Source organism: Ruegeria sp. C6 (assembly GCF_056537625.1).
The window spans coordinates 768904-792347 of sequence record NZ_JBQFRW010000002.1 but is presented as its reverse complement, the minus strand read 5'-3'; the positions used below and the strand labels follow the sequence as shown (position 1 = coordinate 792347).

Here is a 23444-nt window from a genome sequence, read left to right as displayed (position 1 = left end):
GAGGCTGATTTTGGCGTCTATCAGCCTACAGGCCAAAGCAGTTACACTTGTCTCTGCAAGAACAGACTTCCAAGGTTCAATTCGGGTCGATTGCGCGCACTGTCTCAAGCATTTCAGTGATCTGCGCGCGTGCGATGGTGCTGTCCTGTATTAGCATTGCGGCGTCCGACAATGGCTTGTCCGGCTGTCGCGCAACGGGCTTGATCAGGGACGTTCGGATGCGGGACAAATCGGTGAAGGTGTTTGACCTCTCTTCATCCGCACCGCTGGAGCCCGCCAACCAGTTGTATCGATCGGCCATCTCGTGCTTCCCGCCTGCCTGTAATGCGTGCGCGGCGGCATCGAAATCCTGTGTTTGCATCATGGCCTGGGCGCGTAACTCTTGTGCGGTGTCCGAGGAATCGTCCGCGATTTCCAGCAGCGCCTGACGGGGACGGTTGCCCAACAGAGCCGCCTTTGCCCGAAGCCGAGCACGATCACGGCTGCGTTCCCGATCTTGCGGTCGGTTTGCCAGCGCGTAAGCCTGCGCTGAAAACCCAAGGTCAGCCAGTCGCTCTGCCATGGACACGGCAGTTTCGACCGTCAGCGCGTTGCGTCGCCTGTCCTTCAATTCCATCACATGGCGCAGGAAAGTAATGTCGTCCGCCCGCTCCGCCAGCAATTGGAACACCTGATCTCGTGTCCTCTGCCATTCGTCGGAATCTGAGACATCCTCAAAACTGGCAAGAGCTCCGGTAAAATCCTGCGACAAAGCCATCGCCAAAGCGTGTGCACGCGCCAACATCGGGCCAAGTTCGGACTTCCGAAGCTCGCGCGCATAACTTGCAGCTAAATCGAGGTCGCGGGGCGAGACCGTACCCCGGTCCGACCACCGCTTTTCGATCAACCGCGCAAGTGCCAACGGCGCATCGGTCGCGGCATCGGGCGCCGATATGACCTCGGTCAACAGCGTTTCTGCGGTATCGGTATCCCCTGCAGCATCCGCGATTTTAGCTTGGGCAAAGGTTACATCAGCGGGTTCGTCCTCTAAGATCCGATCGACCGCACGCAAGATCCGGCGCGATGCTTCAAGCCGGCCTGCCGAGACAAACATCTCGGCGATATCCGGGCCGAGATGTTGCCTGAGATGCCACGGCAGCCGACCAAAACTGCGTTCGATCGCTTTCACATGCGCATCGGATTGAAGTTTACCCTCACTCAAAAGCGCCCAGAGTGCGGCGGCACCATCACATCTTTGCTGCCCTTCCAAAGGGTTCGGCGTCGGTGCAGGCAACTCGTCCATCACTGATGCGATGGCCGCTACTCTGCGCTGCTCAACCGAGGTCTCCGACAACAAAGACAGGGCTTGGTGCGCTTCTACACCGAACCCGAAATACGTATAGAGCTTCGCCAAATCCATTGCATACGCCTGGTCGACACGATCGAATTCCTGAAATAGCCCGACCCGCAATTCGGCCACATCCTCGGAAAATGATCGAGCGCCCGACCATGTCTCAAAACCCAGTTCGCTGTCCGTGATACATTCCGGTTTGCTATCAATCTGAGGAACTGCCAGATTGCCCAGCCCCGAAACCTCATTGAGCACTGAAGACAGTCGCAGATTTGGCACCAGCTTTTCCGAAGATCGCAGCGGACCAAAACTGGACGATTCCCTGCGTCCGACACCTGCCAGTTCAAGATCAACAACCTCTCGATCAGCGCTTTGCAATATACGTGATGCCAACTGCTCCTCAAAATTTCGTTGATTTAACTGCAGCAAAGGCAAGGCCAGTTCGGTGGCTGGAATATCAGTAGGTAAGGGTTTTGGGGCCGGGATACTTGCAGTCCTGGGAAGTGCCTCTGGCTCTACCGGGTCATTTGCAGGTGTACCCTGGTCGGGTGCGATATCTATGACCACCATAGTTTGGCGATGCAGAAATGCCGTTGCCACGCAGTCGCACCCAAATGTCATCTCCAACGCTGCACCTGGCCCGACCTGTTGAAGCGATTGCAGACGGTTCCCCGACAGGCGGTCGAAGACAGCTGCAGTGTTGAATGTCGCATTATCGATGCCAATGCTCAGCCGCGCGCCGTTCTCGACCGGATCCAACATCCAACCGGTGCCAGAGGGGACCTGTACCACCAGACGCGTGTATCCCTCATGCTCGCCCGATCGCACGGTCAAAGCCTGTGCTGACGCGCTTGTGCCCCATGCGAGCAAGACCAAAGACAATGCGCGGATCATGCTGCAGCCTGCTTGAGTTCCTTAAGCGCGTCTTCAAGTTCCGAGAAACCGGGCCGGTTGTGGGTCGGTGTGTTCTGGCGGCCGACCTCAATACACATGGCCGCGTTGTGGTTGTGAAGATTAGCCACCAGAACCTCTTTGATGAGTTGGTAAAAGTGGTTGTCTTCTTCGACAACAGATTTCAGCTTGCCCGCAAAAGGGCCCACCAATCCATAAGCCAGAAAAACCCCCAGAAACGTCCCAACCAACGCGCCGCCGATCAGCTTACCCAGAACTTCCGGTGGTTGGTCGATTGATCCCATCGTCTTGATCACACCCAGAACGGCGGCCACGATCCCCAAGGCGGGCAACCCGTCAGCAACGGTTTGCAGCGCGTGGCTTGAATGCATGGCATGGTGGAAGTTCGCCTCCATCCGCTTTTCCAGCACCTCCTCAACCTGGTGCGGGTCGTCATAGTTCATCGCCGCCGAGCGCATGGTGTCACAGATCAGGTCCACCGCTTCTTTGTCGGCTTGAATCTTGGGATATGCGGAAAATAGCGATGAGCTTCCTGGCTCTTCAATGTGCTGCTCTACCTCGACCGGGTTCGCGCGTGCGATCCGGATCAGAGAGAATAACAAGCATAACAGATCGCGATAATCCTCGGGCTTCCATTTGGGTCCTTTGAAAACTTTCGCGATATCCTTGGCGGTGTGTTTTACGCCGCCGATATCATTGCTGATCAGAAATGCGCCGACTGCGGCCCCTCCGATCATCATCATCTCGAAGGGCAGTGATTTCATAATGATGGCCATCTTGCCGCCTGCGGCAAGGTAGCCGCCGAATACCATGACGAAGATGACGGCAATTCCGATGAGCCCGATCATGAAAGGTCTCCAGCGTTGAGGATGCAGATAGATATGGCCATGAGGGTCATTCCTGTGGGGCACGTGCATTGCGCCCGGCCATGATCACGCTGATGGTGTAAGCAGCCTCGGGGCTGAGACCGGCCATAACTTCAGCGGCAGCTTCCGGTGGCATGCGAGACAGGAAGCCAGCGGCGAATACCGCGTCCATCATTTCGAACAACGCGGCGGCATCTTTGGGCTTCATGCTCTGATACACGTCGGTCAGTTGTGTCAGATCGTTTTCGGCGGCCTTTTCGGCAATCGCCACCGTTTCACGCAGAGCGTTCTCGGCGTCCTCCAGCATGGTGAGCCGGGTTTCGATGGCCTGATCGGCAATGTCGAGCGCCCGTTCCCGGTCCAAAATCGTGCTTTCACGCTGGTTTAGAGTCTTTTCACGGCGCAATAGTTCCGTAAGCAGCAATTTTAGATCTGCCGCATTCGCCTCTTTGCGTTCACCACCGACGGGCGAGGCCATGTTTGGTTCCGCGCCGCGGGCAAGTGCAGGCCCGGCCTCAAGCCCGATGCGAATAATCGCAGAGCCGACCATCAGCAAGGAAATGACGGTCAGAACACCGCCGCGCGCTCGGCGATCAGGCGCTTTTGCCCGGTTGCGACTCATTTCGCTGCTCCGTCAGATGGTGCGGCGTGCCGAAAGAACATCAGGCCTTCTGGTTTCTTTGCGGGCGGCTCTGGTGGTGCTTCCGATGGCTCAGTCGAGACCTCAGTTGGTTCACCAGACGGATCGGATACAGTTTCTTGTGCTTCGCCGGGCTGCTCAGACCTGCCCTCAGCAGGTGCGTCATCTGGCTGATCCATGGGAACTTCCGGCTCAGAGGGCTCTTCCTGAACGACGTCGTGCATCGAGGCCATCATAAGCTCCAACCGTTGTGCGACGGTTTCCGCCCGTTCGGTCAGCGTCTGCAACGCGGTGCCGGAATCATCCGAAGCCTGACGCGCGCTATCCAGCGATTTTCGCAACTCTTCTGCTTGCGAGGACAGCACGGAAACGGCGCCACCCACACCCTTCTCAAGATCGGTAAACCGCTTCAGGCGTCGCGACAGAACGAAACAATACAGACCAGCCCCAAGAGCGCCCGCAACCAGCAGAATATCGGCAATCAACTCCACCATCGCCTCCTAATTCAGTACAAATTCCATGACCAGAACGTCACGCACGCGGCCTTCGCCCACGACGATCCCAATGCGTCGTAGCAGGTGTCCGCGGATCCTCATCAAAGCCAGAGAATCTTCCAGATCGGTTAACTCAAGGGCGCGCAAATAGCTGTTCAGAACGTCCATGATTCGCGGCTGCATCTTTTCAACCTCGGCGGCGTATCCCGCGTTCACTTCAAGCTGCGCGTGAAATTTCAAATGTCGCGAATCATCTGACTTGACCGAGATTATCACCGGCGGAAGATCGACAAATTTCACATCGGGAAGTGCCTTTACGGAAGCGTCTTCGCCTTTCTTTTTGGCCTCTTTCACCATCTCGGACCCACCTATGGGAAGCAGGCCGGATGCAGTTATGAAATAGCCGCCAACACCGCCCGCGATAGCCAGAATCAGCCCAAGCAGAAAGCCTTTTTTCCCTGATTTTTTAGGGGTTTCCGCCTCATCTGCAGTTGCGTCGGTCATGCCGTCCTCATGAATCTGTTCGGCAACCGTCATAACCCCTCAGGGACTAACCGATTGTTAAGGGCAATCGTCCAAACAAGGGCAGAGCCGCACAGAATGTCGGTGAGTCGGAGGTAAGCGTGCAGCAGATCGGAACTGTCTGGGCAAGTTTGGACAGGCGCAAACAAATTATCGTGGCCGGTGCCGTGGCACTGGTGTTTCTGGGTGTGCTTGCGATGTCACGGATTGTGACAGCGCCGTCGATGACGCTGCTTTATGCGGGGCTCGAAAGCGGTGCAGCCGGGGATATCGTGCGGGCGCTGGACCAGCGTGGTGTGAACTATGAAATAAGGGGTGGCTCGATCTACGTCCCCGGCGTTCAGCGGGATGAGTTGCGGATGACTTTGGCCAGCGAGGGCCTGCCTGCGAACGGCAATCGCGGTTACGAACTGCTGGATTCGCTCAGCGGCTTTGGCACTACGTCGCAGATGTTTGATGCCGCCTATTGGCGCGCAAAAGAAGGAGAGCTGGCGCGCACGATTGTGGGCAGCCCGCATGTCAGCAAGGCCCGGGTGCACATCGCCAACAGCTCCTCCAACCCGTTTCAGCGCAGCATAGCGCTAACCGCTTCGGTTTATCTGGTCCCGTCGGGTGCACCGATTAACGGAGATCAGGCAAAGGCGATCCGGTTCTTAGTGGCGTCGGCGGTTAGCGGGCTGGCACCGGAAAACGTCACTGTGATTGATTCAAACGGGGCCGTGATTGGCGCGCAGGACACGGCGGTGGCAGCCGATACTGCAGATGATAAGGCGCGCCAATTGCGTGAGAAAGTTCTACGTCTGGTCGAAGCCCGGGTCGGGGCCGGCAACGCGGTGGTTGAGGTCAGCGTAGATACGGTGACCGAAACCGAGTCTATCCGGGAACGTCGCTTTGACCCCAAAGGCCGTGTTGCGATCAGCACGGATGTTGAAGAACGGTCGGACAGTGCGCGTAATCAGTCGGCGGATGTGACAGTGGCGTCGAATTTGCCGGATGGCGACGGGGCCGGAGGCGATGAATCCAATTCAAATGCCACTCAGACCCGCGAACGGGTGAATTATGAGGTGTCAGAGACCGAGTTGGAAGTTCATCGCGCGCCAGGTGCGATCAAACGTCTGACTGTCGCGGTGCTGGTCAACGGTGTTCGAGCGGCAGGTACAGATGGCGTCGAGATTTTTGAACCCATGCCGCAGCCCGAGCTTGATGCACTGCAAGAGCTTGTGGCTTCTGCGGTCGGGTTTGATGCTGAACGCGGCGACGTCATCACACTGAAATCGCTCGACTTGCCCATGGTTGAACCCCAGGGCGAGTTGGTGTCCGGGTCGATTTGGCAGAACATGCATATCGACGCTATGTCGCTAATCCAGATGGTGGTTTTGGCGCTGGTTTCCCTTGTTTTGGGTCTGTTTGTCATACGGCCAATTCTGACGAAATCTGCGGCATCGGCGCTGCTGCCAGCAGGTGCACCGGTCGAGGTCGCCCCAGCGCCTTCCCTGACCGGAGAAATTGCGACCGCAGATGCGCCGGACTTTGCACCGCTCGCGGATGCGGCGCAGCCGAATGTTCCGGCGATTGCCGCTGCGCGTGGGGAAGATCCTGTCGACCGTTTGCGCGCCATGATCGGCGACAAGCAGGAAGAGACGGTAGAGATCCTGCGCAGCTGGCTTGAAGAAGGCGAGGAGAAGGTGTGATGTCGATCGCTCATCTTCTTGAAGACTTCAACGCCTCTGCGGCTGGGGTGGCCGTACATCTACTGGATGAAGACGCACTGGAAGAACAGCGGCTTGCTGCATTTGAACAAGGCTATGGGGCGGGCTGGGAAGATGCGGTTCAGGCACAGGAACAGACTGGCACACAGCTAAGCTCCGATCTGTCGGCGACGTTATCCGACCTGTCCTTTACCTATCAAGAAGCATTGACCCGCATGACCCTGTCGCTGGAACCGATGTTCCAGAGCCTGGTTCAGACTATTCTGCCTGAGACGATCGAGCATGGCTTTGCGAAGCGATTGACCGAGCAGCTTTGCGACATGGCGCGTGAGCAGGTCGACCAGCCACTGCAGCTGACTGTTCCGGCGGGCACTTCGGATCAGGTCGAGGCGATGCTGCCGCAGGATATCTCGCCGCGTCCCCAGGTCATCGAGGATGTCTCGCTCCAGCCGGGACAGGCGCGATTGCAGGTGGGGATCGCCCAACGCGAGGTGGACTGCGCTGCCTTGCTCTCATCCATTGCTGCAACGTTCGACGCATATCTGTTTGAAGCAAAAGAGGCTTTGTCAAATGAGTGATCCTCAACCACCGAAACCCGAAAAACCCAACCCGTTCGAGACTGTTCCGATCGAAGTCACCGTCTCGGTCGGGCGTGCGCGGCCTTTGATCCGTGACCTGTTGAGCATGGGCGAAAATGCCGTACTGACACTGGACAAGCGGATCGAGGATCCGGTTGACCTCTATGTCGGGGACCAATTGGTCGCGCGCGGTCTGTTGGAAGAGATGGAGGGCGACCAGTCCGGGCAACTGGCTGTACGGCTGACCGAAATCTCGGATCTGCAGAACGGGATCGGATGATGCGCTACCTTTTTTGGCTGGCATTTTTGCTGGTCATACCCTCCGGTGGCGCGGCGCAAGAACTGTCGCTGTCCCTGGGCGAGGGCGGGTCGATCTCGGCCCGGACCATCCAGTTGATTTTGCTGATCACGGTGCTCAGCCTGGCACCGGGACTGGCGATCATGATCACCTGTTTCCCGTTTTTGATCACGGTTTTGGCGATCCTGCGGCAAGGAATCGGCTTGCAGCAGTCACCACCAAACATGTTGATCGTCAGTTTGGCGCTGTTTCTGACCTATTTCGTCATGGAGCCGGTTTTTACCGAGGCGTGGGAGACAGGGATTCAGCCGATGGTCGAGGAAACGCTTGACGTAGAGCCTGCACTGGAACGCGCGCTGGTGCCGTTTCGCAGTTTTATGGCAGCGCGTATTGATGCCGACACGTTTCAGGCCATGGCAGACCTGCGCCCGGATGGTGCTGCGATTCAACTATCGCCCGAGGCCCCGTTATCCGTGCTGATGCCGTCCTTCATGTTGTCGGAAATCGCGCGGGCCTTTCAGATCGGGTTCCTGATTTTCCTGCCTTTCCTGATAATCGATCTCGTTGTCGCAGCGGTTTTGATGTCGATGGGAATGATGATGGTGCCCCCGGCTACGGTCTCGCTGCCTTTCAAATTGGCGTTTTTCGTCATCGCTGATGGCTGGGCCTTGATCGCCAGCGCCTTGGTGCGCAGCTATGCGCCATGACTATTGCCGGGTGATCTGAAGTCGGGCGCGCAGGCCCTGATCTCCGGCCTCGAAACTCAGCGTTCCGCCGTGTTGTTCGGCAACGGTGCTGACAATTGTCAGGCCCAATCCGAACCCATCCGAAGATCCGATGTTTGATCCGCGCTGGAACGGTGCCAGTAGCGCCTCGATATCCGCGACCGATAGGTCGGTGCCCTTGTCTTCGACGATGATCGTGGCGGTCTGAGCATCAGTTTCCAGTTCAACCTCGGCGTGACGACCGTATTTCAGGGCATTGTCGATCAGATTGGACAACGCTCGTTTCAATGCGATCGGTTGACCCGTCACCAGGATGCGCCGCGTTTCCGGTAGCGACGCATGCCCACGGCGTGACATGAAAACAGACGACGCACTTTCGACGACAACGGGATCAACGGCTTTCAACGACACAGGCCGGTCCATATCCTGATAATCGGCCACAAGCGATTCAACCAGCGAGGTCAACGATATCTGGCGCGGTTCCTCGACGCTGAGTTCCGATCGCGTGTAAGTAAGCACGCTTTCTATCATGCCGGTCATCTGGTCCACGTCGGCCTCGAGCTTTTCGCGCAACTCGCCATCGGGAATCAGCGCCGCACGCAGCCGGACGCGGGTTGCAGGGGTCCCCAGATCGTGGCTGACACCCGACAGTACAATGGCGCGTTTCTCAAGCTGCGCACGTTCGGCATCGAGGTGATCATTCACCGCAGTCACGATATCGCGCAGCTCTTCAGGCCCGTCCGCGTCATAGCTTTGCGGCCCGCCGCGACGTCGGCGGTCACCAAGTGCCTGAGCAAAGCGTGCGAAACTGTCAGAAACATTCCCGACCGAGGTCAGAAGCACCGCCAAGGACACAATGCCCAGCAATATTGCGGGCAAACGCAGATCAACCGGCGCAGCCTTACAGCCCCAGATTTCGGTGCCGTCGACTTGCTGCCAAACTCCGCGCCCGAATTGCGCGATCAGGATAGGTTCGCTGCAATATGTGGCCAACAGACGGGTCAGGTTCCCCATCTTCTCGGGGCCGGTCTGATCGCTGCCGGAGACGATGTCTGAAACCGGATAGACCAGTCGATCCGATAACACCGCAAGCGTCAATTCGCGGCCACTCAAGGGAGCTGAACTGTCGGTCAGGATCGACAGATTGGTGACAAAGCGGCGATCCGCAAAGCCGGGCATTTGCTGGAACGCTCCCCTGTCAGCAAGAGCGGCTGCCTCGGTTGGCAATGGGTTGATCAACAGGCCGGGTGGCGGCGCCATCCCCGCTCGCAAATCTTCGTATATGGTGAAACCAGCAACAAATGCTGCGGTCTGGTACCGGTTCCACGCCTGTGCCGAGGTGAACCACATCCCGGCAGCGACCAGCCCCGCGACAAAGGCGGACAGGGTCCAGAGCCAGCCAAAACTGCGCAGGCGCAGGGTCATGCGTCCTCATCCACCATAACGTCAGCGGTAAACAGATAGCCAACACCGCGCTCGGTGCGCAGCATCTGGGGGTCTTTTGGATTGGCCTCGATTTTCGACCGCAACCGCCCCACCAGCATATCTATGGCACGGCCTTGCGCCTCGGGCTTGTCGGCCTCACCGGTTACATCCAGTGCGGCGGCGATCTCATCACGGGTCAGCGGAATATGCGGGTTCGCCAGCAAAACCTTCAGCAGGGCGGTCTCCCGTTGGGACAGGGAAACCAGATAGCCTTCGGGCGAATGCACCTCGTCCCGTTTGCCGTCAAAGACCCAGCCGTCAAAGTGAAAGGTGCGCGTGCGGCGGCGGTATGCCAGCGAAGGCGTGCGTCGGGCGCGTTGCATCACCGCACGGACGCGGGCCAGCAACAGTTGCGGGTTGAATGGTTTGGCGATGTAATCGTCTGCTCCAACCTCATATCCTGCCATGCGCTGATGATCCGCCGACAGGGCCGATACCAGAATGATCGGTACATCCTGTTCGGCCCGCAACCGGGCACAGATCTCGACGCCGTTTTCATCGCCCAGCATCACGTCCAACAGGATCAGGTCGATCCGCCCCGAGGTTAGATGCGTGCGTATTTCACTTTCGGAACTGGCAGGCAGAGCAATATACCCGTTCTGCTGAAAGAACTGGGTCATCATCGACCGCATCTCCGAATCGTCGTCCACCACCAGGAGCCGGGGAATGCCCACTCTGTTTCTCCTCCTTAGGGTTCTCCGTCGCCGCCAATTGTAACGAATGGAAACGGATTCAAGGCCAACGTAACACGGGGTAACAAAAGCGGTGAAAATTTCCACCTTGTCAGGATATTGCATCGCATTCTGCGTTGCCATGCGGCAATCCGTTAGCGCTATATCACCTATGGCCGCCCTTGGGGTGGCACCGAATTCTCAGGGAGGAGAACAAAAAATGAAGCGTTTTGCATTTGCCACCGTGTCGACCTTGGCCGTAGTGGCCGGGTCGGCTGTTGTGGCTGAACCAAAGGCCGAAGTTCTGCACTGGTGGACATCCGGTGGTGAGGCGAAATCGGTCGCGGTTCTGCAGGAAGAGTTCGCCTCGAACGGCGGCACATGGACCGATATGCCGGTCGCAGGTGGCGGCGGCGATGCGGCCATGACTGCGCTGCGGGCCCGGGTTCTTGCGGGTAACGCGCCGACTGCTGTTCAGCTGAAAGGACCTGCCATTCAGGAATGGTATGAAGAGGGCGTTTTGGCAGACATTTCATCCGTGGCAGAAGCCGAAGGCTGGGCCGATGTGCTGCCAGCATCGATTGCAGGCCACATGATGTGCGAAGGTACGTGGTGCGCAGCACCTGTGAACGTGCACCGCATCGACTGGATCTGGGCCAATGCTGACGTTCTGGCCGCCAACGACATTGAAATGCCCACAACTTGGGAAGAGTTCAACGCCGCTGCCGAAAAACTGCAGGCTGCCGGAGTGATCCCGTTGGCCCATGGTGGCCAGGCGTGGCAAGACGCCACAGTGTTCGAAGCGGTTGCGCTGGGTCTGGGTGGCCCCGAGTTCTACCAGAAAGCCTTTGTCGATCTCGACCCCGAGGCGCTGACCTCTGACACCATGGTGCAGGTCTTTGACCAGATGCGCACCCTGCGCGGTTATGTGGACGAAAACTTCTCAGGCCGCGACTGGAACCTTGCCACCGCCATGGTGATGAATGGCGAAGCAGCTTTCCAGATCATGGGTGACTGGGCCAAGGGCGAATTCCTGGCGGCTGGCAAGAAGCCCGGCGAAGACTTCCTGTGTGCCTCGACCCCCGGCGACGGATATCTGTACAACGTCGACAGCTTCGCCATGTTCGAAGTGGAAGGTGACGACAACCGCGCTGGTCAGGAATTGCTGGCCAAGCTGATCGTCGCGCCGAAATTCCAGGAAGTGTTCAACCTGAACAAGGGTTCGATCCCTGCGCGGACTGATGTGGCGCTGGATGCGTTCGACATCTGCGCGCAGATCTCGGCCGAAGATATGGGTTCGACCTCGGCAGGCGGTTCGCTGCTGCCGTCTTATGCCCATGGCATGGCGCTGCGCGGGTCGCAGGCCGGTGCGATTACGGATGTTGTAACCGCACATTTCAACTCGGATATGTCCTCGGCTGACGCGGTTCAGCAACTGGCGGACGCGGTAGCAAACAGCTACTGATCCAATACGCTCTGCCCCCTATAGTGAGGGGCAGAGCATCTTTCCCCGGAGGCTAAAATGTCCGAATGGCTGGAAAACCACCTGCCCAAGGTGGTGCTGGCACCGTCGTTCATCGCCGTATTGATCTTTGTCTACGGATTTATCGGATGGACCGCATGGGTGTCGCTAACCCGATCGAAACTACTGCCGAAATACGAGATCAAAGGCTTCATTCAGTATGAACGCCTGTTCGACTCACCCCGCTGGGATACGGCGATCAACAACCTGTATATCTTTGGCGCGCTGTTCATCGTGATCGCGATGGTACTGGGCCTGTTGCTGGCCATCCTGCTGGATCAGAAGATCCGCGTCGAAGGCGCGATCCGGACGATCTACTTGTACCCGATGGCGTTGTCGATGATCGTGACCGGTACGGCGTGGAAGTGGATTTTGAACCCGGGCCTGGGCATCGAATCCATGGTGCAGGGGTGGGGCTTTCCGAATTTCGAATTCGACTGGCTGGTGAACCCTGACTATGCGATCTACACTATCGTGATCGCCGCGATCTGGCAGAGTTCCGGCTTCGTCATGGCGTTGTTTTTGGCCGGTTTGCGTTCGGTCGATGGCGAGATCATCAAGGCCGCACAGGTCGATGGTATCCCCACTTGGCGCATCTATACGGCGATCATCATCCCTTCGATGGCCCCGATTTTCCTGTCTGCTTTCATCGTGCTGGCGCACCTCGCAATCAAAAGCTTCGACCTTGTCATCGCCCTGACTGGTGGCGGTCCGGGCTACGCAACCGATCTGCCCGCTACTTACATGTACGCCATGGCGTTTTCGCGCGGCGATATTGGTCAAGCAGCCTCGTCCGCGATGATCATGATGCTGGTCGTCTTTGCCATCGTGGTTCCCTATCTTTACTCAGAGCTGAGGGCGAAAAATGACTGATCTGTCGATGCCCCAAACACAAACCCGCACCCAAAGCGCTACGGGCAAGATTGCCCTGCGTTGGTTGCTTTATATCCTGCTTGGCCTGTTTGCACTGTATTACCTGATGCCGCTCTTCGTGATGTTGACGACTTCATTGAAAAGCCTTGAGGAAATCCGCACCGGCAGCCTGATTTCGCTGCCGCGAGAGGTCAGCTTCGACGCCTGGAAAACCGCATGGTCCGGCGCTTGTACCGGTATCCAGTGTGAAGGTTTGCGACCCTATTTCTGGAACTCGGTTCTGATCGCGGTGCCTGCGGTATTTTTGTCGACCCTGTTGGGTGCGCTGAACGGCTATGTCGTGGCGCAATGGCGGTTCAAAGGGGCCAATATCATCTTCTCGCTGATGCTGTTCGGTTGCTTCATCCCGTTCCAAGTTGTTCTGCTGCCAATGGCACGTCTGCTGGGTATGATGGGGATTGCGGGTACCATTCCGGGCCTGATCTTTGTCCATGTGATCTACGGGCTGGGCTTCACCACGCTGTTCTTCCGCAACTACTATGTCACCATTCCGGCCGAGCTGACCAAGGCGGCGCGGGTTGATGGGGCTGGGTTCATGCGGATTTTCTGGTCGATCTTCCTGCCGCTGTCGCTACCAATCATCGTGGTGACTGTGATCTGGCAGTTCACGCAGATCTGGAACGACTTCCTGTTTGGCGTGTCGTTCAGCCAGGCAGGGACACAGCCCGTAACTGTTGCGCTCAACAACATCGTAAACTCCACCACCGGCGTCAAAGAATACAACGTCGACATGGCTGCCGCGATCATCGCAGGGCTGCCGACGCTGCTCGTCTATGTCGTTGCCGGTAAGTATTTCATCCGCGGCCTGACCGCTGGCTCAGTGAAGGGATAAGACCCATGGCTCCCATCCTTGATATCAACAAACTCTACAAGAATTACGGCGCGACCGAGATTCTGAAAGACATCAACATCTCGATTGAACCGGGCGATTTCCTGGTGCTTGTCGGCCCCTCGGGCTGCGGTAAGTCTACGCTGCTGAACTGCATTGCGGGACTGGAAGAGATCACCGGTGGCACATTGTCCATCGGCGGCAACGACATGACCCATGTCAGCCCCAAGGATCGCGACATCGCGATGGTGTTCCAGTCTTACGCTTTGTACCCGACCATGTCGGTGGCCAAGAACATCACCTTCGGCATGAAAGTGCGCGGGGTCGATCAGGCCACGCAGGAAGCCAAGCTGAAAGACGTCGCCTCCTTGCTGCAGATCGAGCCATTGCTGAACCGCCGCCCCAGCCAACTGTCGGGTGGTCAGCGTCAGCGGGTCGCGATGGGCCGGGCGTTGGTGCGCGACCCCAAGCTGTTCCTGTTCGATGAACCGCTGTCGAACCTTGACGCCAAGCTGCGGGTCGAGATGCGGACCGAGATCAAGAAGCTGCACCAGACACTGGACGCATCCATAGTTTATGTTACCCACGACCAGATCGAAGCGATGACGCTGGCCACCAAGATCGTAGTCCTGAAAGGCGGGGTCGTGCAGCAGATCGGTACTCCGGCCGAGATCTACAACAACCCGGCCAACCTGTTTGTGGCGGATTTCATGGGCTCACCTGCGATGAACCTGATCCCGGCACAGGCATCGAACAATGGCTCGGGGACGCAAATCTCGATCGCGCGCGAATCCGGTGAAACGCTGGTTCTGAACGATGCACGCGACTTGTCTCTGCCGCAGGATGTCATCCTTGGTCTACGCCCTGAAGATATCGCCGAGGCGGGGTTCCGCGCTGGCGCAGGCGTGCAGGAAGCCGCCTGCATGGTCGATATGGTCGAACCCGCAGGGGCAGATACCTATGTTGTGTCGGAATTGGGTGGCAAGCAGGTCACGGCGCGGCTGCATGCTGAAACCAGCGCGCAGGCCGGTCAATTGCTGAACCTGGCGTTCGACATGAGCAAGGTGTCCTACTTTGCCAAGGAAACGGGTGAACGGCTGAATTAAGTTGCCGTTGGCCCGCACCAACCCGGGGTGGGCCATACCAATCACAGTCGGTTTTGGCCGGTAAATTTGAAATATGCTATCTTGGGACGTAGCGAAGGGAGGCGCGCTATGTCCGATCCGTATTCCGATCTGGCCGGGCAGGATATCTCGGTCCAAGAGCGTATCGCCGAAGCTATGGAAGCGCGGTGTCTGGAGCCGGCGCAGAAAGATATCAGGGATAGCTATCTAAGTGATCTGATTGTCCCTGAGGGCGGGTTCGCGGTTGAGCTGGGTTCAGGCACCGGGCACATCACGCAAGAGCTGCTGTCAGTTGGCGGGGTGGAGCGCGCGCTCGGCATTGAGCCCTCACCGGTTATGGTCGAACGTGCGAGAAACAGCTTCGCCAGCGAGAGCAATCTTGTTTTTGAAACCGGCGATGCAAAGGCAACCAGGCTTGAAGATAGCTCAGCAGACCTTGTTCTGGCGCATACACTGTTGTGCCATGTACCCGGCCCCGAAGATGTGGTTTCCGAGGCCTTTCGGATACTGAAACCGGGCGGGATATTTGCGATTTGCGATGGGGACTACGATACCGCCACAGCGCAGATTGCCGATTTTGATCCTCTGGATCAACTCATTCGGTTCATGATCAATCAGAACGTCACAAACCTCTGGATCATGCGCCAGATTGGCGGTGCACTCTCTCAAGCAGGTTTTGAGTTGGGCCGTCGCCGGGGACACGGTTATGTGGCCGAAGGAGAGGCGACTTACTTTCTGACCGTTATCGACCGTGGTGCGGATCGAATGGCCGAGACCGGGTTGTTGGCGCCTGAAACGGCACAGGCGCTGAAATCCGAGGCCCGGGCGCGTGTGTCTGCAAACACGTTTTTTGGCTACATGTCTTATGTCAGCCAGATCGCGCGCAAGCCTGCAACCTGAACAAAAAAGCCACCGCGCGAACGGGTCGAGCGGTGGCCGGCGTAGGATAATACCTCTGATCAGCCAGTCTTTTTCAGATCCTTGATCAGGCGATTCAGGTCGCCGCCGCGCGCATCCAGCATTGCGCCAATCTCTGTGCGCTCGGTCAGCAACAAATTCACACCTTCGATGAACATGTTGTAGAACTTTCCACGACCCGATTTGTCGGACACCAGGAATGTCACTTCGAACGGGGATGAGCCGCGCAATTTGACCGAGGTTCTGACCTCGTATCCGGTCTTGATCTTGCGCGCGTTACGCACGGTGACCTCACCGCCGATGAACTCGCGGAACCGGCGACCATATTTGCGCGAAATATAGCCTTCGAACGCTTTGGTGAACTGACGCAGCTGTGCGGATGAGGCTGTGCGTGCATCCGCCCCCAGCGCATAGCGGGCCATGATCGGCACATCACCGTATTGCACAAAGATCTTTTGAAAATCACGCAGCATGGCATTTTCGGATTTACCCGAGTCAATGATACGCGTGATATCGGCCACAACGCTGTTGACCAGCTGTTTGGCCTGCGCTTCGGTCAGCGCGAACGCGGGCAGAGGCAATGCGGCAACTGTCATCCCGGTCAGGGCGGTGGCCACAAAACGGCGTCGGTTCAACAGGTTATTCGGCATAGGGGTCCTCGTACGGGTCAAGATAGGGGTCTCTGACAGGGTCGGTCCCGGTGGTGGCGTAGGGATCGTCATACAGACCCAGATAGGCGTCTTCATCATCCCTTGCCAGTTCAAAGCGGCGATTTTGCAGGTAGATCGTGCGCGCTTGCGCGTAACTGTCTGCACTTTCGTACAGAATCGAATCAACTGTATCCGAGAACCGACCGCGATCTCCCATCCGCCGCACGACCTCGGCATAGACACCAATATTGTCGACCGGGCGGGTCGGGCTAAAGTTGATCGGATTCGAGAACAGGTTGACCACAACGCCGACCGCATCGCGCGCGGTGGACGGGCCGTAGAAGGGCAGTTCCACATAAGCACCTTCGCCCACGCCCCAGACATGCAGGGTTTCGCCGAAATCAGTATCAACAGGCGGCAGGTTCAGCTCATCCGCCGGGGCTGACAGGCCAAAGCCGCCCACGGTCGAGTTGATCAGAAAGCGCAGCAGCGCATTGCCGGACTGTTTCAGATTGCCTTGCAGCAGATAGTCCAGCGCCTGCCCGGGCATCGTCAGGTTTTCGGCAAAGTGATTGAAACTGGTAACCATCGGATCTGGTACGATCTTCACATAGCCTTTCGAGGCCGGTCGGAACAGGAATCGGTCCACACCCAGATTGAACTTGTGAATGCCCCGGTTGGTCCCTTCATAGGGGTCAAAAATCTCACCCCGCGCCGCTGCGTCCTGAGGCTGCGTCGCGCATGCCGATAGGACCGTCAGGATGCCGAATATGATCAGGTGCTTCAGACGAATGTAACTTGGCACTGTCTTCGTTACTCCGAAAATTGCCCAGCGGTATCCGGGCCTTCAATCAATACAGCCTTTGCACCCTTGGTGGCGCAATTGGTCTCACATAGAGGTTTCGCGCAGGATTTGAAACAACAACTCGCGTTTACCTCAGCCGATGGGGCGACGTAAAGTGACACGAATTCAACACTTCCTGAATAAGAGAAGACCTGCCCAGTTTGCAGGCAATGGGAAAAATCCCGCTTTCACGCTTTCGGAAACAGGTTTTCCCGGTTAGCGTCCGCGCGGAATCACTATGAGATGAGGATAATCCACATGAGCATCGCAGCAAAACTGGACAGCCTGGGTGTCAGCCTGTCGGACGCACCTGCTCCGGCAGCGAACTACGTTCCTTTCGTGCGCATTGGCAACATTGTCTACGTGTCGGGCCAGATCTCCAAGGCGGATGATCTGATCACTGGTAAGCTCGGTGATGATATGGATGTTGAGGCAGGCGCCGCTGCAGCCAAAGTCTGCGCCATCAACCTGTTGGCTCAGGTCAAGGCGGCCTGTGGTGGCGATATCGACAAGCTGGTGCGCGTGATCAAGCTGACTGGTTTTGTAAACTCGACCGCTGATTTCACAGAACAGCCGAAGGTGATCAACGGGGCCTCCGACTTCCTGGTCGAAGCGCTGGGCGACGCCGGTCGTCATTCGCGCTCGGCCGTCAGCGCAGCCTCATTGCCTTTGGGTGTTGCCGTTGAAATCGAGGGTATTTTCGAGATTCAATGAAACCGTCCCTTCCGTCTGAGTTCCTGCAGCGCCCGATAGCACATCGCGCGCTGCATGACATTTCTGATCAGCGGCCCGAGAATAGCCGGGCCGCCATTCGTGCCGCAATTGACGCCGGTTATGGGGTCGAGATTGATCTGCAACGCACCCGTGACAATCGGGCCATGGTGTTTCACGACTATGACATGACACGTCTGACCGGGCAGCCCGGACCGATCCAACAGATCACCGAGACACAAGCGCGGGCCCAGACGCTTCTGCATTCTGACGGTGAAGGTATCCCCTCGCTGGAAGAGGTGCTGGCCATTGTTGCAGGACGGGTGCCCTTGCTCATCGAGTTGAAGGATCAAGATGGTGCAATGGGCCCCGATATCGGTGCTTTGGAAGCAGATGTTGTAGGCGCACTGAAAGACTATGAAGGCCCGGTCGCGCTGATGTCGTTCAACCCGCATTCAGTCGCAGAGATTGCACGCCTTGCGCCACATTTGCCGCGCGGTCTCGTTACCAGCTCTTACGAGCCCAAGGTCGAGCTTCTGCCGCAAGCCGTCTGCGATCATCTGCGCAACATCCCGGATTTCGACCGCGTTGGAGCCAGCTTTATCAGCCATGAAGTCATCGATCTTGACCGCCCCCGGGTCGCTGAGTTGAAGGCACACGGTGTGCCGATCCTGTGCTGGACCGTGCGCTCGCTTGAACAAGAAGCAGAGGCACGCAAGGTTGCCGATAATGTCACGTTCGAAGGCTATCTGGCCGAACATCCCGCTTGATCCCGGCGCGCGCGATCACAGATAAAGGTGCAGCGCGGAGGGGATATGGATCAGGCACAGATTGAGGTTCGGGTTCTGACATCGGTCTCGCAGATTTCCGCGAGCGACTGGGACAGTTGCGCCTGCCCTGAGGTTGCCGATGGCGGGCGACCGCTTGATCCGTTCACGACACATCGGTTTTTGCATGCCCTGGAAGAAAGCGGCTCGGTCGGGCGTGGTACTGGCTGGCAGCCGCAATACCTGACGGCCTATCTGGACGGGATGCTGATTGCAGCAGCCCCGATGTTTGCCAAGTCGCACTCCCAGGGTGAATACATCTTCGACCATAGCTGGGCTCATGCCTATGAAAGCGCGGGCGGGCGATATTATCCCAAGCTGCAGATCGCGGTGCCCTTCACACCCGCGACTGGCAGGCGTTTTTTGGTGCGACCCGGCTACGATGCTGTCGGGATCTCGGCGCTGGTGCAAGGAGCGGTGCAACTGGCCGCTGAGAATCGAATTTCATCGCTACACGCTACGTTCTGCACCGAGGCCGAAGCGCTGGCAGGGGAACAGATGGGCCTGATGGTCCGCCACTCGCAGCAGTTTCACTGGCTCAATGATGATTACGCCGATTTTGACGAGTTTCTGGCTGCGCTGTCCTCGCGCAAACGCAAGAATATCAAGAAGGAACGCACGCAGGCCTGTGATTTCGGTGGGCAGATTCGAACAATCACCGGCGATGATCTGCGACCCGAGCATTGGGACGCGTTCTGGCGGTTCTATCAGGATACCGGCGCGCGAAAATGGGGCTCGCCCTACCTGACGCGACAATTCTTTGATATCGCTCAGGAAACCATGACGGATGACATCGCCTTGGTGCTGGCCGAACGCAATGGATACCCCGTCGCCGGTGCGTTAAATTTTGTCGGGCGGGAAACGCTGTATGGCCGGTATTGGGGCTGTGTCGAACATCACCCCTGCCTGCATTTCGAACTGTGCTATTATAGGGCGATCGACTTTGCCATTGCGGAAGGTCTGGCGCGGGTTGAGGCCGGTGCGCAGGGCGAGCACAAGCTGGCGCGCGGCTATCTGCCAACCCGCACGCATAGCTTGCACTGGGTTGGCGATCCGGGTTTTGCTGATGCGGTTCAGAAATATCTGGACGCCGAGTCCCACGCAGTGGGAGAAGAGATCGAGATTCTGACGGATTATGGTCCGTTCAGGAAATCGAACCCGGAGGAACAGCAATGACCGAACTTCTGTCAACCGAGACCCGCGGCCCGCTGCTGGACCCGCTGTTCAGAAATGGCTGGACCATGGTCGAAGACCGCGATGCGATCACCAAGACCTTCATCTTCGATAATTTTGTCGCCGCTTTTGGCTGGATGACGCAGGTGGCGATCTGGGCCGAGAAATGGAACCACCACCCCGAATGGTCGAATGTCTACCGCACGGTCGAGGTGGTCCTGTCGACCCATGATGTTGGCGGTCTGTCTGCACAAGACGCCAAGCTGGCGCGTAAGATGGACAGCCTGCTAACGGTCTCCGCGTGAACCCGTCCCACCGGCCAGCAATGTTGCCGTTCCCAGCTGCTTGAATTCTGCCGGGGTGATCGTGCCGTCGCTGACATTGATATTGCCCGGAATTCTGATCGTACGGGTGCCGACGGACCGCACGCTGCGGGCCGACGGATTGATGTCGAGACACCGATTTTCATAGCAGGTCAGACCGCTGGTATTGATCTGAATCTGCACCTGACCATCAGGGCCGCTGATCACCGGGGATTGCTGTACGTCACATGCGGCCAAAGCCACCAGGCTACCGAGGCAGATCCATTTATTCATGACACGCTCCTGCCAACCAAGTTGGCGTTTAATCTAAGAGACCGTTGCCATCCTTATCCGCAGCGTCAAAATCGTTCTGCATTTGGCTGACATACTCTGCCTTTGAGATAAGACTGTCGCCATCCCGGTCAACGGCTTCGAACTGTTTGATATCCAAGAACGGTTTTGCTTCGCTCAGGCCCAGAGTGCCGTTCTTGTCTTCGTCCATTGCCTGAAATGCATAGTCCGAGAAGGCGTTGAATTCGTCCTTGGACAGGAAGCCGTCATTGTTGGTGTCGATGTTATTCAACTCGGCCTCGTGCAGTTCTGCGACAGTCTCGGCGTTTGCAGCAGCAGCCATCACGAATACGGTGGTGATAATCAATACTCGTTTCATCTCAAATCTCCTCAGCACGCGTAACGTTCGCCAGACACGCCACCCGCAGCGGCGCCCGCCGCCGTCAGGATGGTCTTGCCTGAACCACCGCCAAATTGATTGCCGATCACTCCACCGATCAAGGCACCGCCTATGGTACCACTCAGGCAGGCGATCTCGTGCTGTCGGGCAGCCTGTTGTTGGGGTGTGGGTGCAGGTCCGCACGCCGCCAGGGCCCCGGCGGTGCCAAGAAACAATGTAAGCAATTTCAGTCGCATCAATGAACTCCCCAGTTGTATGGGCCAAGTATTGGCGCATCGGGGCGTTGCATCAAGTTAAATGCGTTTCACGTGGCCCCGGTCAAACCGGGGCCGACAGGGATCAGATACTATCAAGCAGGCCTTCACCAGCCGAGACCTCACAGACACCGGGGTTTTCTTCCAGATTCATCGCCACAACCTTGCCGTCTTCAACCAGCATTGCGTAGCGTTTGGAGCGTGCAATCAGGCCTACGGGCGGGGCGTCGAAATCCATGCCGATGGCCTTGGTAAACTCGGACGCTGCATCGGCCAGCATGGTCAGCCCGGCCGCTGTTGCACCGGTGCTTTCTCCCCAGGCGCCCATCACGAAAGGGTCGTTGACCGAGATACAGATGATTTCCTCTACACCCTTGGCATCGAACTGGTCCTTGGTCCGCATGAAGCTTGGTACATGAGCGGTTGTGCAGGTTCCGGTGAACGCACCGGGTACAGCGAAGATCACAACCTTGCGCCCTTTGGTCTTGTCTGAAATCCGAACCTCCTCGGGGCCTTCGGCACCCATCTGGATCAGCGTGGCCTCGGGCAGCATGTCACCTGTTGCAATCATTTTTACGCTCCTGTCATTTGGATTTGCAGAGTCGGGCTTTGCCGCAATATAGGTGGTCGAAACAAAGTAACCACGTGAATTCTGCAGGGTGAGCGAAACATGAGCCATATTGTCGTGATCGGGGCAGGGCAGGCCGGTGCTTCTTTGGTAGCACGGCTGCGCAAGGACGGGTTCGAAGGTGACATCACCCTGATCGGAGCCGAGCCGCATTTGCCCTACCAACGCCCGCCCTTGTCCAAGGCTTACCTGTTGGGCGAGATGGAGCTGGAGCGCCTGTTCTTGCGGCCCGAGAGCTTCTATGTCGAAAACAATATCACCCTACGGTTGGGTCAACGTGTGACGGCGATTGATCCAAAGGCCAAGACGGTGACCCTCGGCGATGAGGTGATCACCTATGATGAACTGGCGCTGACCACTGGGTCCGACCCACGCCGCCTGCCCGCAGCGATCGGGGGCGATCTTGAGGGTGTCCATGTGGTGCGAGATCTCGCCCATATCGACGAGATGGAACCTCGGGTATCGGATGGCGCCCGCGCGCTGATCGTTGGTGGCGGCTATATCGGGCTTGAAGCCGCCGCCGTTTGTGCCAAGCGCGGGGTCAGGGTGACATTGGTCGAGATGGCCGACCGCATCCTTCAGCGTGTCGCGGCCAAAGAGACAAGCGACTACTTTCGCACGCTGCACACCGAATACGGGGCCGACATTCGTGAGGGCGTCGGGTTGGATCGTCTGGTTGGTGAAAGTGGCAAGGTGACGGGCGCCGTCCTGACCGATGGCACCCAACTTGAGGTGGATTTTGTTGTCGTCGGCGTCGGCATCGCGCCGTCGACTCAACTGGCTGAAATGGCCGGGTTAGAGCTGGATAACGGCATCAAGACCGACGCCCATGGCCGCACCTCAGATCCGTCGATCTGGGCGGCGGGCGATTGCGCGTCGTTCCCGCATGGCGAAGGCCGTATTCGCCTGGAAAGCGTGCCGAACGCCATTGATCAGGCCGAAATCGTGGCCCAGAACATGCTGGGTGCAGCTAAGGATTACACCGCAACACCTTGGTTCTGGTCGGACCAGTATGACGTCAAGCTTCAGATCGCCGGGCTGAATACCGGCTATGACCGTGTGGTGACTCGCAAGGGTGAGGGCGCGACGGTGTCCTTCTGGTACTACAAGGGCGATCAGCTGATCGCGGTCGATGCGATGAATGACCCGCGTGCTTATATGGTCGGCAAACGCCTGATTGATGCGGGAAAGACCGCTGATCCTGTTGTCGTTGCCGACCCAGAAGCGGACCTGAAACCGCTGCTCAAAGCGTGAGGATCATCGCCGGAGACTTCCGGGGCCGGGCTCTGACTTCGGTTGGCAAAGGCGATGCCGGTGCGCATCTTCGCCCGACCACTGACCGGGTAAGGGAAAGCCTGTTCAACGTTTTAAATAATCAGATCGACTTCGACGGCTTGCAGGTTCTCGACCTGTTTGCGGGCACCGGTGCATTGGGACTTGAAGCGCTGTCTCGCGGCGCGTCCCACGTCACGTTTGTCGATGATGGGAGGGTCGCGCAGGGTCTGATCCGCAAGAATATCGCCCTGACCGGAAGCGCCAGCCAGACCACTTTGATCCGGCGGGATGCGACCCGTTTGGGCGAAAACCCGGGCGCTGTTTGTGATCTGGTTTTTCTGGATCCGCCTTACGGAAAAGCTCTGGGTCAAAGGGCACTGGCCGCGGCTACCCAAGTTGGTTGGCTGTCTGATGACGCTCTGATCGTCTGGGAAGAAAGCACCCCAATGACTGCGCCCGAGGGCTTTACGCTGCACGACACGCGGAAGTATGGCGACACGCATATCTCGCTGATGTGGCGCACAGGGGGCTGA

At 57.8% G+C, this 23444-nt stretch carries 28 protein-coding genes; 15 read left to right on the top strand and 13 right to left on the bottom strand.

From position 1 onward, the window contains the following. Window positions 1-76 precede the first annotated feature (76 nt). Genes ACR0MJ_RS11190 through ACR0MJ_RS11170 form a run of 5 tightly spaced genes read right to left on the bottom strand, consistent with a single transcriptional unit; the run spans window position 77 to window position 4746 of the window. Complete coding sequence (locus ACR0MJ_RS11190) at window positions 77-2224, bottom strand: tetratricopeptide repeat protein (RefSeq protein ID WP_480760991.1); 2148 nt, start codon at window positions 2222-2224, stop codon at window positions 77-79. Further along, the gene (motA, locus tag ACR0MJ_RS11185) at window positions 2221-3090 is read right to left on the bottom strand and encodes a flagellar motor stator protein MotA (protein ID WP_170408548.1); all 870 of its coding nucleotides are present in this window, start codon (window positions 3088-3090) and stop codon (window positions 2221-2223) included. Before motA ends, ACR0MJ_RS11190 begins: the two co-directional genes overlap by 4 nt. Before the next feature lie 46 nt (window positions 3091-3136). Then, window positions 3137-3730 carry a MotE family protein gene (locus tag ACR0MJ_RS11180; protein WP_480760990.1) on the bottom strand — a complete coding sequence of 198 codons (594 nt, stop codon included), beginning with the start codon at window positions 3728-3730 and terminating at the stop codon, window positions 3137-3139. Then, complete coding sequence (locus ACR0MJ_RS11175) at window positions 3727-4239, bottom strand: DUF6468 domain-containing protein (protein ID WP_223117225.1); 513 nt, start codon at window positions 4237-4239, stop codon at window positions 3727-3729. Before ACR0MJ_RS11175 ends, ACR0MJ_RS11180 begins: the two co-directional genes overlap by 4 nt. Before the next feature lie 9 nt (window positions 4240-4248). Further along, window positions 4249-4746 carry a flagellar basal body-associated FliL family protein gene (locus ACR0MJ_RS11170; RefSeq protein ID WP_480760987.1) on the bottom strand — a complete coding sequence of 166 codons (498 nt, stop codon included), beginning with the start codon at window positions 4744-4746 and terminating at the stop codon, window positions 4249-4251. Window positions 4747-4865: 119 nt separating this feature from the next. Here ACR0MJ_RS11170 and fliF point away from each other — a divergent pair, with 119 nt between their 5' ends. From fliF to fliP, 4 genes are read left to right on the top strand one after another with little or no spacing between them, the layout of a single operon-like run. After that, on the top strand, window positions 4866-6455 hold the full coding sequence (fliF, locus tag ACR0MJ_RS11165; RefSeq protein ID WP_480760985.1) for a flagellar basal-body MS-ring/collar protein FliF: 1590 nt from the start codon (window positions 4866-4868) through the stop codon (window positions 6453-6455). After that, window positions 6455-7051, top strand: coding sequence for a FliH/SctL family protein (locus tag ACR0MJ_RS11160; RefSeq protein WP_480760984.1), 597 nt, complete (start codon window positions 6455-6457; stop codon window positions 7049-7051). Before fliF ends, ACR0MJ_RS11160 begins: the two co-directional genes overlap by 1 nt. Beyond that, window positions 7044-7331: a FliM/FliN family flagellar motor switch protein gene (locus tag ACR0MJ_RS11155; RefSeq protein WP_170394848.1), complete on the top strand. Its 288-nt coding sequence runs from the start codon at window positions 7044-7046 to the stop codon at window positions 7329-7331. Before ACR0MJ_RS11160 ends, ACR0MJ_RS11155 begins: the two co-directional genes overlap by 8 nt. After that, a complete protein-coding gene (gene fliP / locus ACR0MJ_RS11150; RefSeq protein ID WP_170426088.1) occupies window positions 7328-8056 on the top strand; it encodes a flagellar type III secretion system pore protein FliP in 729 nt (242 codons plus the stop codon). Before ACR0MJ_RS11155 ends, fliP begins: the two co-directional genes overlap by 4 nt. Here the strand turns inward: fliP and ACR0MJ_RS11145 are convergent, their stop codons facing one another. After that, complete coding sequence (locus ACR0MJ_RS11145) at window positions 8057-9499, bottom strand: sensor histidine kinase (RefSeq protein ID WP_170408541.1); 1443 nt, start codon at window positions 9497-9499, stop codon at window positions 8057-8059. Then, window positions 9496-10233, bottom strand: coding sequence for a response regulator transcription factor (locus ACR0MJ_RS11140; RefSeq protein WP_170408540.1), 738 nt, complete (start codon window positions 10231-10233; stop codon window positions 9496-9498). Before ACR0MJ_RS11140 ends, ACR0MJ_RS11145 begins: the two co-directional genes overlap by 4 nt. A 217-nt stretch (window positions 10234-10450) precedes the next feature. Here ACR0MJ_RS11140 and ACR0MJ_RS11135 point away from each other — a divergent pair, with 217 nt between their 5' ends. The 5 genes from ACR0MJ_RS11135 to ACR0MJ_RS11115 all read left to right on the top strand — a co-directional run bounded on the left by ACR0MJ_RS11135 (window position 10451) and on the right by ACR0MJ_RS11115 (window position 15538). After that, window positions 10451-11695 carry an ABC transporter substrate-binding protein gene (locus tag ACR0MJ_RS11135; RefSeq protein ID WP_170514081.1) on the top strand — a complete coding sequence of 415 codons (1245 nt, stop codon included), beginning with the start codon at window positions 10451-10453 and terminating at the stop codon, window positions 11693-11695. Between the two features lie 57 nt (window positions 11696-11752). Continuing rightward, window positions 11753-12625, top strand: coding sequence for a carbohydrate ABC transporter permease (locus ACR0MJ_RS11130; RefSeq protein ID WP_039543053.1), 873 nt, complete (start codon window positions 11753-11755; stop codon window positions 12623-12625). After that, window positions 12618-13517, top strand: coding sequence for a carbohydrate ABC transporter permease (locus ACR0MJ_RS11125; protein ID WP_170466642.1), 900 nt, complete (start codon window positions 12618-12620; stop codon window positions 13515-13517). The genes ACR0MJ_RS11130 and ACR0MJ_RS11125 overlap by 8 nt, the downstream gene beginning before the upstream one ends. A gap of 5 nt (window positions 13518-13522) precedes the next feature. After that, entirely contained in the window at window positions 13523-14620 is a 1098-nt protein-coding gene (locus ACR0MJ_RS11120) for an ABC transporter ATP-binding protein (protein WP_170408536.1), read from the top strand. A 108-nt stretch (window positions 14621-14728) separates the two neighbouring features. Further along, window positions 14729-15538 (top strand): methyltransferase domain-containing protein, encoded by an 810-nt coding sequence (locus ACR0MJ_RS11115; protein WP_480760981.1) that lies wholly within the window; start codon window positions 14729-14731, stop codon window positions 15536-15538. Window positions 15539-15597: 59 nt separating this feature from the next. On the opposite strand, the gene ACR0MJ_RS11110 is transcribed toward ACR0MJ_RS11115, so the two are convergent. Both ACR0MJ_RS11110 and ACR0MJ_RS11105 read right to left on the bottom strand, forming a co-directional pair. Further along, on the bottom strand, window positions 15598-16206 hold the full coding sequence (locus tag ACR0MJ_RS11110) for an MlaC/ttg2D family ABC transporter substrate-binding protein (protein WP_170408534.1): 609 nt from the start codon (window positions 16204-16206) through the stop codon (window positions 15598-15600). Then, a complete protein-coding gene (locus tag ACR0MJ_RS11105) occupies window positions 16196-17011 on the bottom strand; it encodes an MlaA family lipoprotein (RefSeq protein ID WP_170408533.1) in 816 nt (271 codons plus the stop codon). The genes ACR0MJ_RS11110 and ACR0MJ_RS11105 overlap by 11 nt, the downstream gene beginning before the upstream one ends. A gap of 297 nt (window positions 17012-17308) precedes the next feature. Here ACR0MJ_RS11105 and ACR0MJ_RS11100 point away from each other — a divergent pair, with 297 nt between their 5' ends. From ACR0MJ_RS11100 to ACR0MJ_RS11085, 4 genes are read left to right on the top strand one after another with little or no spacing between them, the layout of a single operon-like run. Then, complete coding sequence (locus ACR0MJ_RS11100; RefSeq protein WP_480760980.1) at window positions 17309-17764, top strand: RidA family protein; 456 nt, start codon at window positions 17309-17311, stop codon at window positions 17762-17764. Beyond that, the gene (locus ACR0MJ_RS11095) at window positions 17761-18531 is read left to right on the top strand and encodes a glycerophosphodiester phosphodiesterase family protein (RefSeq protein ID WP_480760979.1); all 771 of its coding nucleotides are present in this window, start codon (window positions 17761-17763) and stop codon (window positions 18529-18531) included. Before ACR0MJ_RS11100 ends, ACR0MJ_RS11095 begins: the two co-directional genes overlap by 4 nt. A gap of 45 nt (window positions 18532-18576) precedes the next feature. Then, entirely contained in the window at window positions 18577-19764 is a 1188-nt protein-coding gene (locus ACR0MJ_RS11090) for a GNAT family N-acetyltransferase (RefSeq protein ID WP_480760978.1), read from the top strand. Further along, window positions 19761-20066 (top strand): 4a-hydroxytetrahydrobiopterin dehydratase, encoded by a 306-nt coding sequence (locus tag ACR0MJ_RS11085; RefSeq protein WP_170394812.1) that lies wholly within the window; start codon window positions 19761-19763, stop codon window positions 20064-20066. Before ACR0MJ_RS11090 ends, ACR0MJ_RS11085 begins: the two co-directional genes overlap by 4 nt. On the opposite strand, the gene ACR0MJ_RS11080 is transcribed toward ACR0MJ_RS11085, so the two are convergent. The 4 genes from ACR0MJ_RS11080 to ACR0MJ_RS11065 all read right to left on the bottom strand — a co-directional run bounded on the left by ACR0MJ_RS11080 (window position 20049) and on the right by ACR0MJ_RS11065 (window position 21579). Beyond that, window positions 20049-20357 carry a hypothetical protein gene (locus tag ACR0MJ_RS11080; RefSeq protein WP_170394808.1) on the bottom strand — a complete coding sequence of 103 codons (309 nt, stop codon included), beginning with the start codon at window positions 20355-20357 and terminating at the stop codon, window positions 20049-20051. The two genes, ACR0MJ_RS11085 and ACR0MJ_RS11080, sit on opposite strands and share 18 nt — an antisense overlap. A 28-nt stretch (window positions 20358-20385) precedes the next feature. Beyond that, window positions 20386-20733, bottom strand: a complete 348-nt coding sequence (locus ACR0MJ_RS11075; protein WP_170626752.1) for a penta-EF hand family protein — start codon at window positions 20731-20733, stop codon at window positions 20386-20388. 11 nt (window positions 20734-20744) lie between these two features. Continuing rightward, complete coding sequence (locus tag ACR0MJ_RS11070) at window positions 20745-20990, bottom strand: glycine zipper 2TM domain-containing protein (RefSeq protein ID WP_170394802.1); 246 nt, start codon at window positions 20988-20990, stop codon at window positions 20745-20747. Window positions 20991-21093: 103 nt separating this feature from the next. Then, entirely contained in the window at window positions 21094-21579 is a 486-nt protein-coding gene (locus ACR0MJ_RS11065; protein ID WP_170408529.1) for a peroxiredoxin family protein, read from the bottom strand. Between the two features lie 99 nt (window positions 21580-21678). On the opposite strand from ACR0MJ_RS11065, the gene ACR0MJ_RS11060 reads away from it, so the two are divergent. Further along, on the top strand, window positions 21679-22890 hold the full coding sequence (locus ACR0MJ_RS11060; protein WP_480760976.1) for an NAD(P)/FAD-dependent oxidoreductase: 1212 nt from the start codon (window positions 21679-21681) through the stop codon (window positions 22888-22890). Continuing rightward, window positions 22887-23444 carry a 16S rRNA (guanine(966)-N(2))-methyltransferase RsmD gene (rsmD, locus tag ACR0MJ_RS11055; protein ID WP_170408527.1) on the top strand — a complete coding sequence of 186 codons (558 nt, stop codon included), beginning with the start codon at window positions 22887-22889 and terminating at the stop codon, window positions 23442-23444. The genes ACR0MJ_RS11060 and rsmD overlap by 4 nt, the downstream gene beginning before the upstream one ends.

Bases quoted from the DNA above. Each gene is read 5' to 3' on its own strand.
- ACR0MJ_RS11070 (WP_170394802.1), bottom strand. From the start codon at position 20,990: ATGCGACTGAAATTGCTTACATTGTTTCTTGGCACCGCCGGGGCCCTG.
- ACR0MJ_RS11130 (WP_039543053.1), top strand. From the start codon at position 11,753: ATGTCCGAATGGCTGGAAAACCACCTGCCCAAGGTGGTGCTGGCACCG.
- ACR0MJ_RS11155 (WP_170394848.1), top strand. From the start codon at position 7,044: ATGAGTGATCCTCAACCACCGAAACCCGAAAAACCCAACCCGTTCGAG.
- ACR0MJ_RS11095 (WP_480760979.1), top strand. From the start codon at position 17,761: ATGAAACCGTCCCTTCCGTCTGAGTTCCTGCAGCGCCCGATAGCACAT.
- fliP (WP_170426088.1), top strand. From the start codon at position 7,328: ATGATGCGCTACCTTTTTTGGCTGGCATTTTTGCTGGTCATACCCTCC.
- ACR0MJ_RS11115 (WP_480760981.1), top strand. From the start codon at position 14,729: ATGTCCGATCCGTATTCCGATCTGGCCGGGCAGGATATCTCGGTCCAA.
- ACR0MJ_RS11090 (WP_480760978.1), top strand. From the start codon at position 18,577: ATGGATCAGGCACAGATTGAGGTTCGGGTTCTGACATCGGTCTCGCAG.
- ACR0MJ_RS11180 (WP_480760990.1), bottom strand. From the start codon at position 3,730: ATGAGTCGCAACCGGGCAAAAGCGCCTGATCGCCGAGCGCGCGGCGGT.
- ACR0MJ_RS11160 (WP_480760984.1), top strand. From the start codon at position 6,455: ATGTCGATCGCTCATCTTCTTGAAGACTTCAACGCCTCTGCGGCTGGG.
- ACR0MJ_RS11170 (WP_480760987.1), bottom strand. From the start codon at position 4,746: ATGACCGACGCAACTGCAGATGAGGCGGAAACCCCTAAAAAATCAGGG.
- ACR0MJ_RS11145 (WP_170408541.1), bottom strand. From the start codon at position 9,499: ATGACCCTGCGCCTGCGCAGTTTTGGCTGGCTCTGGACCCTGTCCGCC.
- ACR0MJ_RS11100 (WP_480760980.1), top strand. From the start codon at position 17,309: ATGAGCATCGCAGCAAAACTGGACAGCCTGGGTGTCAGCCTGTCGGAC.
- ACR0MJ_RS11190 (WP_480760991.1), bottom strand. From the start codon at position 2,224: ATGATCCGCGCATTGTCTTTGGTCTTGCTCGCATGGGGCACAAGCGCG.
- ACR0MJ_RS11110 (WP_170408534.1), bottom strand. From the start codon at position 16,206: ATGCCGAATAACCTGTTGAACCGACGCCGTTTTGTGGCCACCGCCCTG.
- ACR0MJ_RS11065 (WP_170408529.1), bottom strand. From the start codon at position 21,579: ATGATTGCAACAGGTGACATGCTGCCCGAGGCCACGCTGATCCAGATG.
- ACR0MJ_RS11120 (WP_170408536.1), top strand. From the start codon at position 13,523: ATGGCTCCCATCCTTGATATCAACAAACTCTACAAGAATTACGGCGCG.
- ACR0MJ_RS11080 (WP_170394808.1), bottom strand. From the start codon at position 20,357: ATGAATAAATGGATCTGCCTCGGTAGCCTGGTGGCTTTGGCCGCATGT.
- ACR0MJ_RS11125 (WP_170466642.1), top strand. From the start codon at position 12,618: ATGACTGATCTGTCGATGCCCCAAACACAAACCCGCACCCAAAGCGCT.
- motA (WP_170408548.1), bottom strand. From the start codon at position 3,090: ATGATCGGGCTCATCGGAATTGCCGTCATCTTCGTCATGGTATTCGGC.
- ACR0MJ_RS11135 (WP_170514081.1), top strand. From the start codon at position 10,451: ATGAAGCGTTTTGCATTTGCCACCGTGTCGACCTTGGCCGTAGTGGCC.
- ACR0MJ_RS11075 (WP_170626752.1), bottom strand. From the start codon at position 20,733: ATGAAACGAGTATTGATTATCACCACCGTATTCGTGATGGCTGCTGCT.
- ACR0MJ_RS11060 (WP_480760976.1), top strand. From the start codon at position 21,679: ATGAGCCATATTGTCGTGATCGGGGCAGGGCAGGCCGGTGCTTCTTTG.
- ACR0MJ_RS11085 (WP_170394812.1), top strand. From the start codon at position 19,761: ATGACCGAACTTCTGTCAACCGAGACCCGCGGCCCGCTGCTGGACCCG.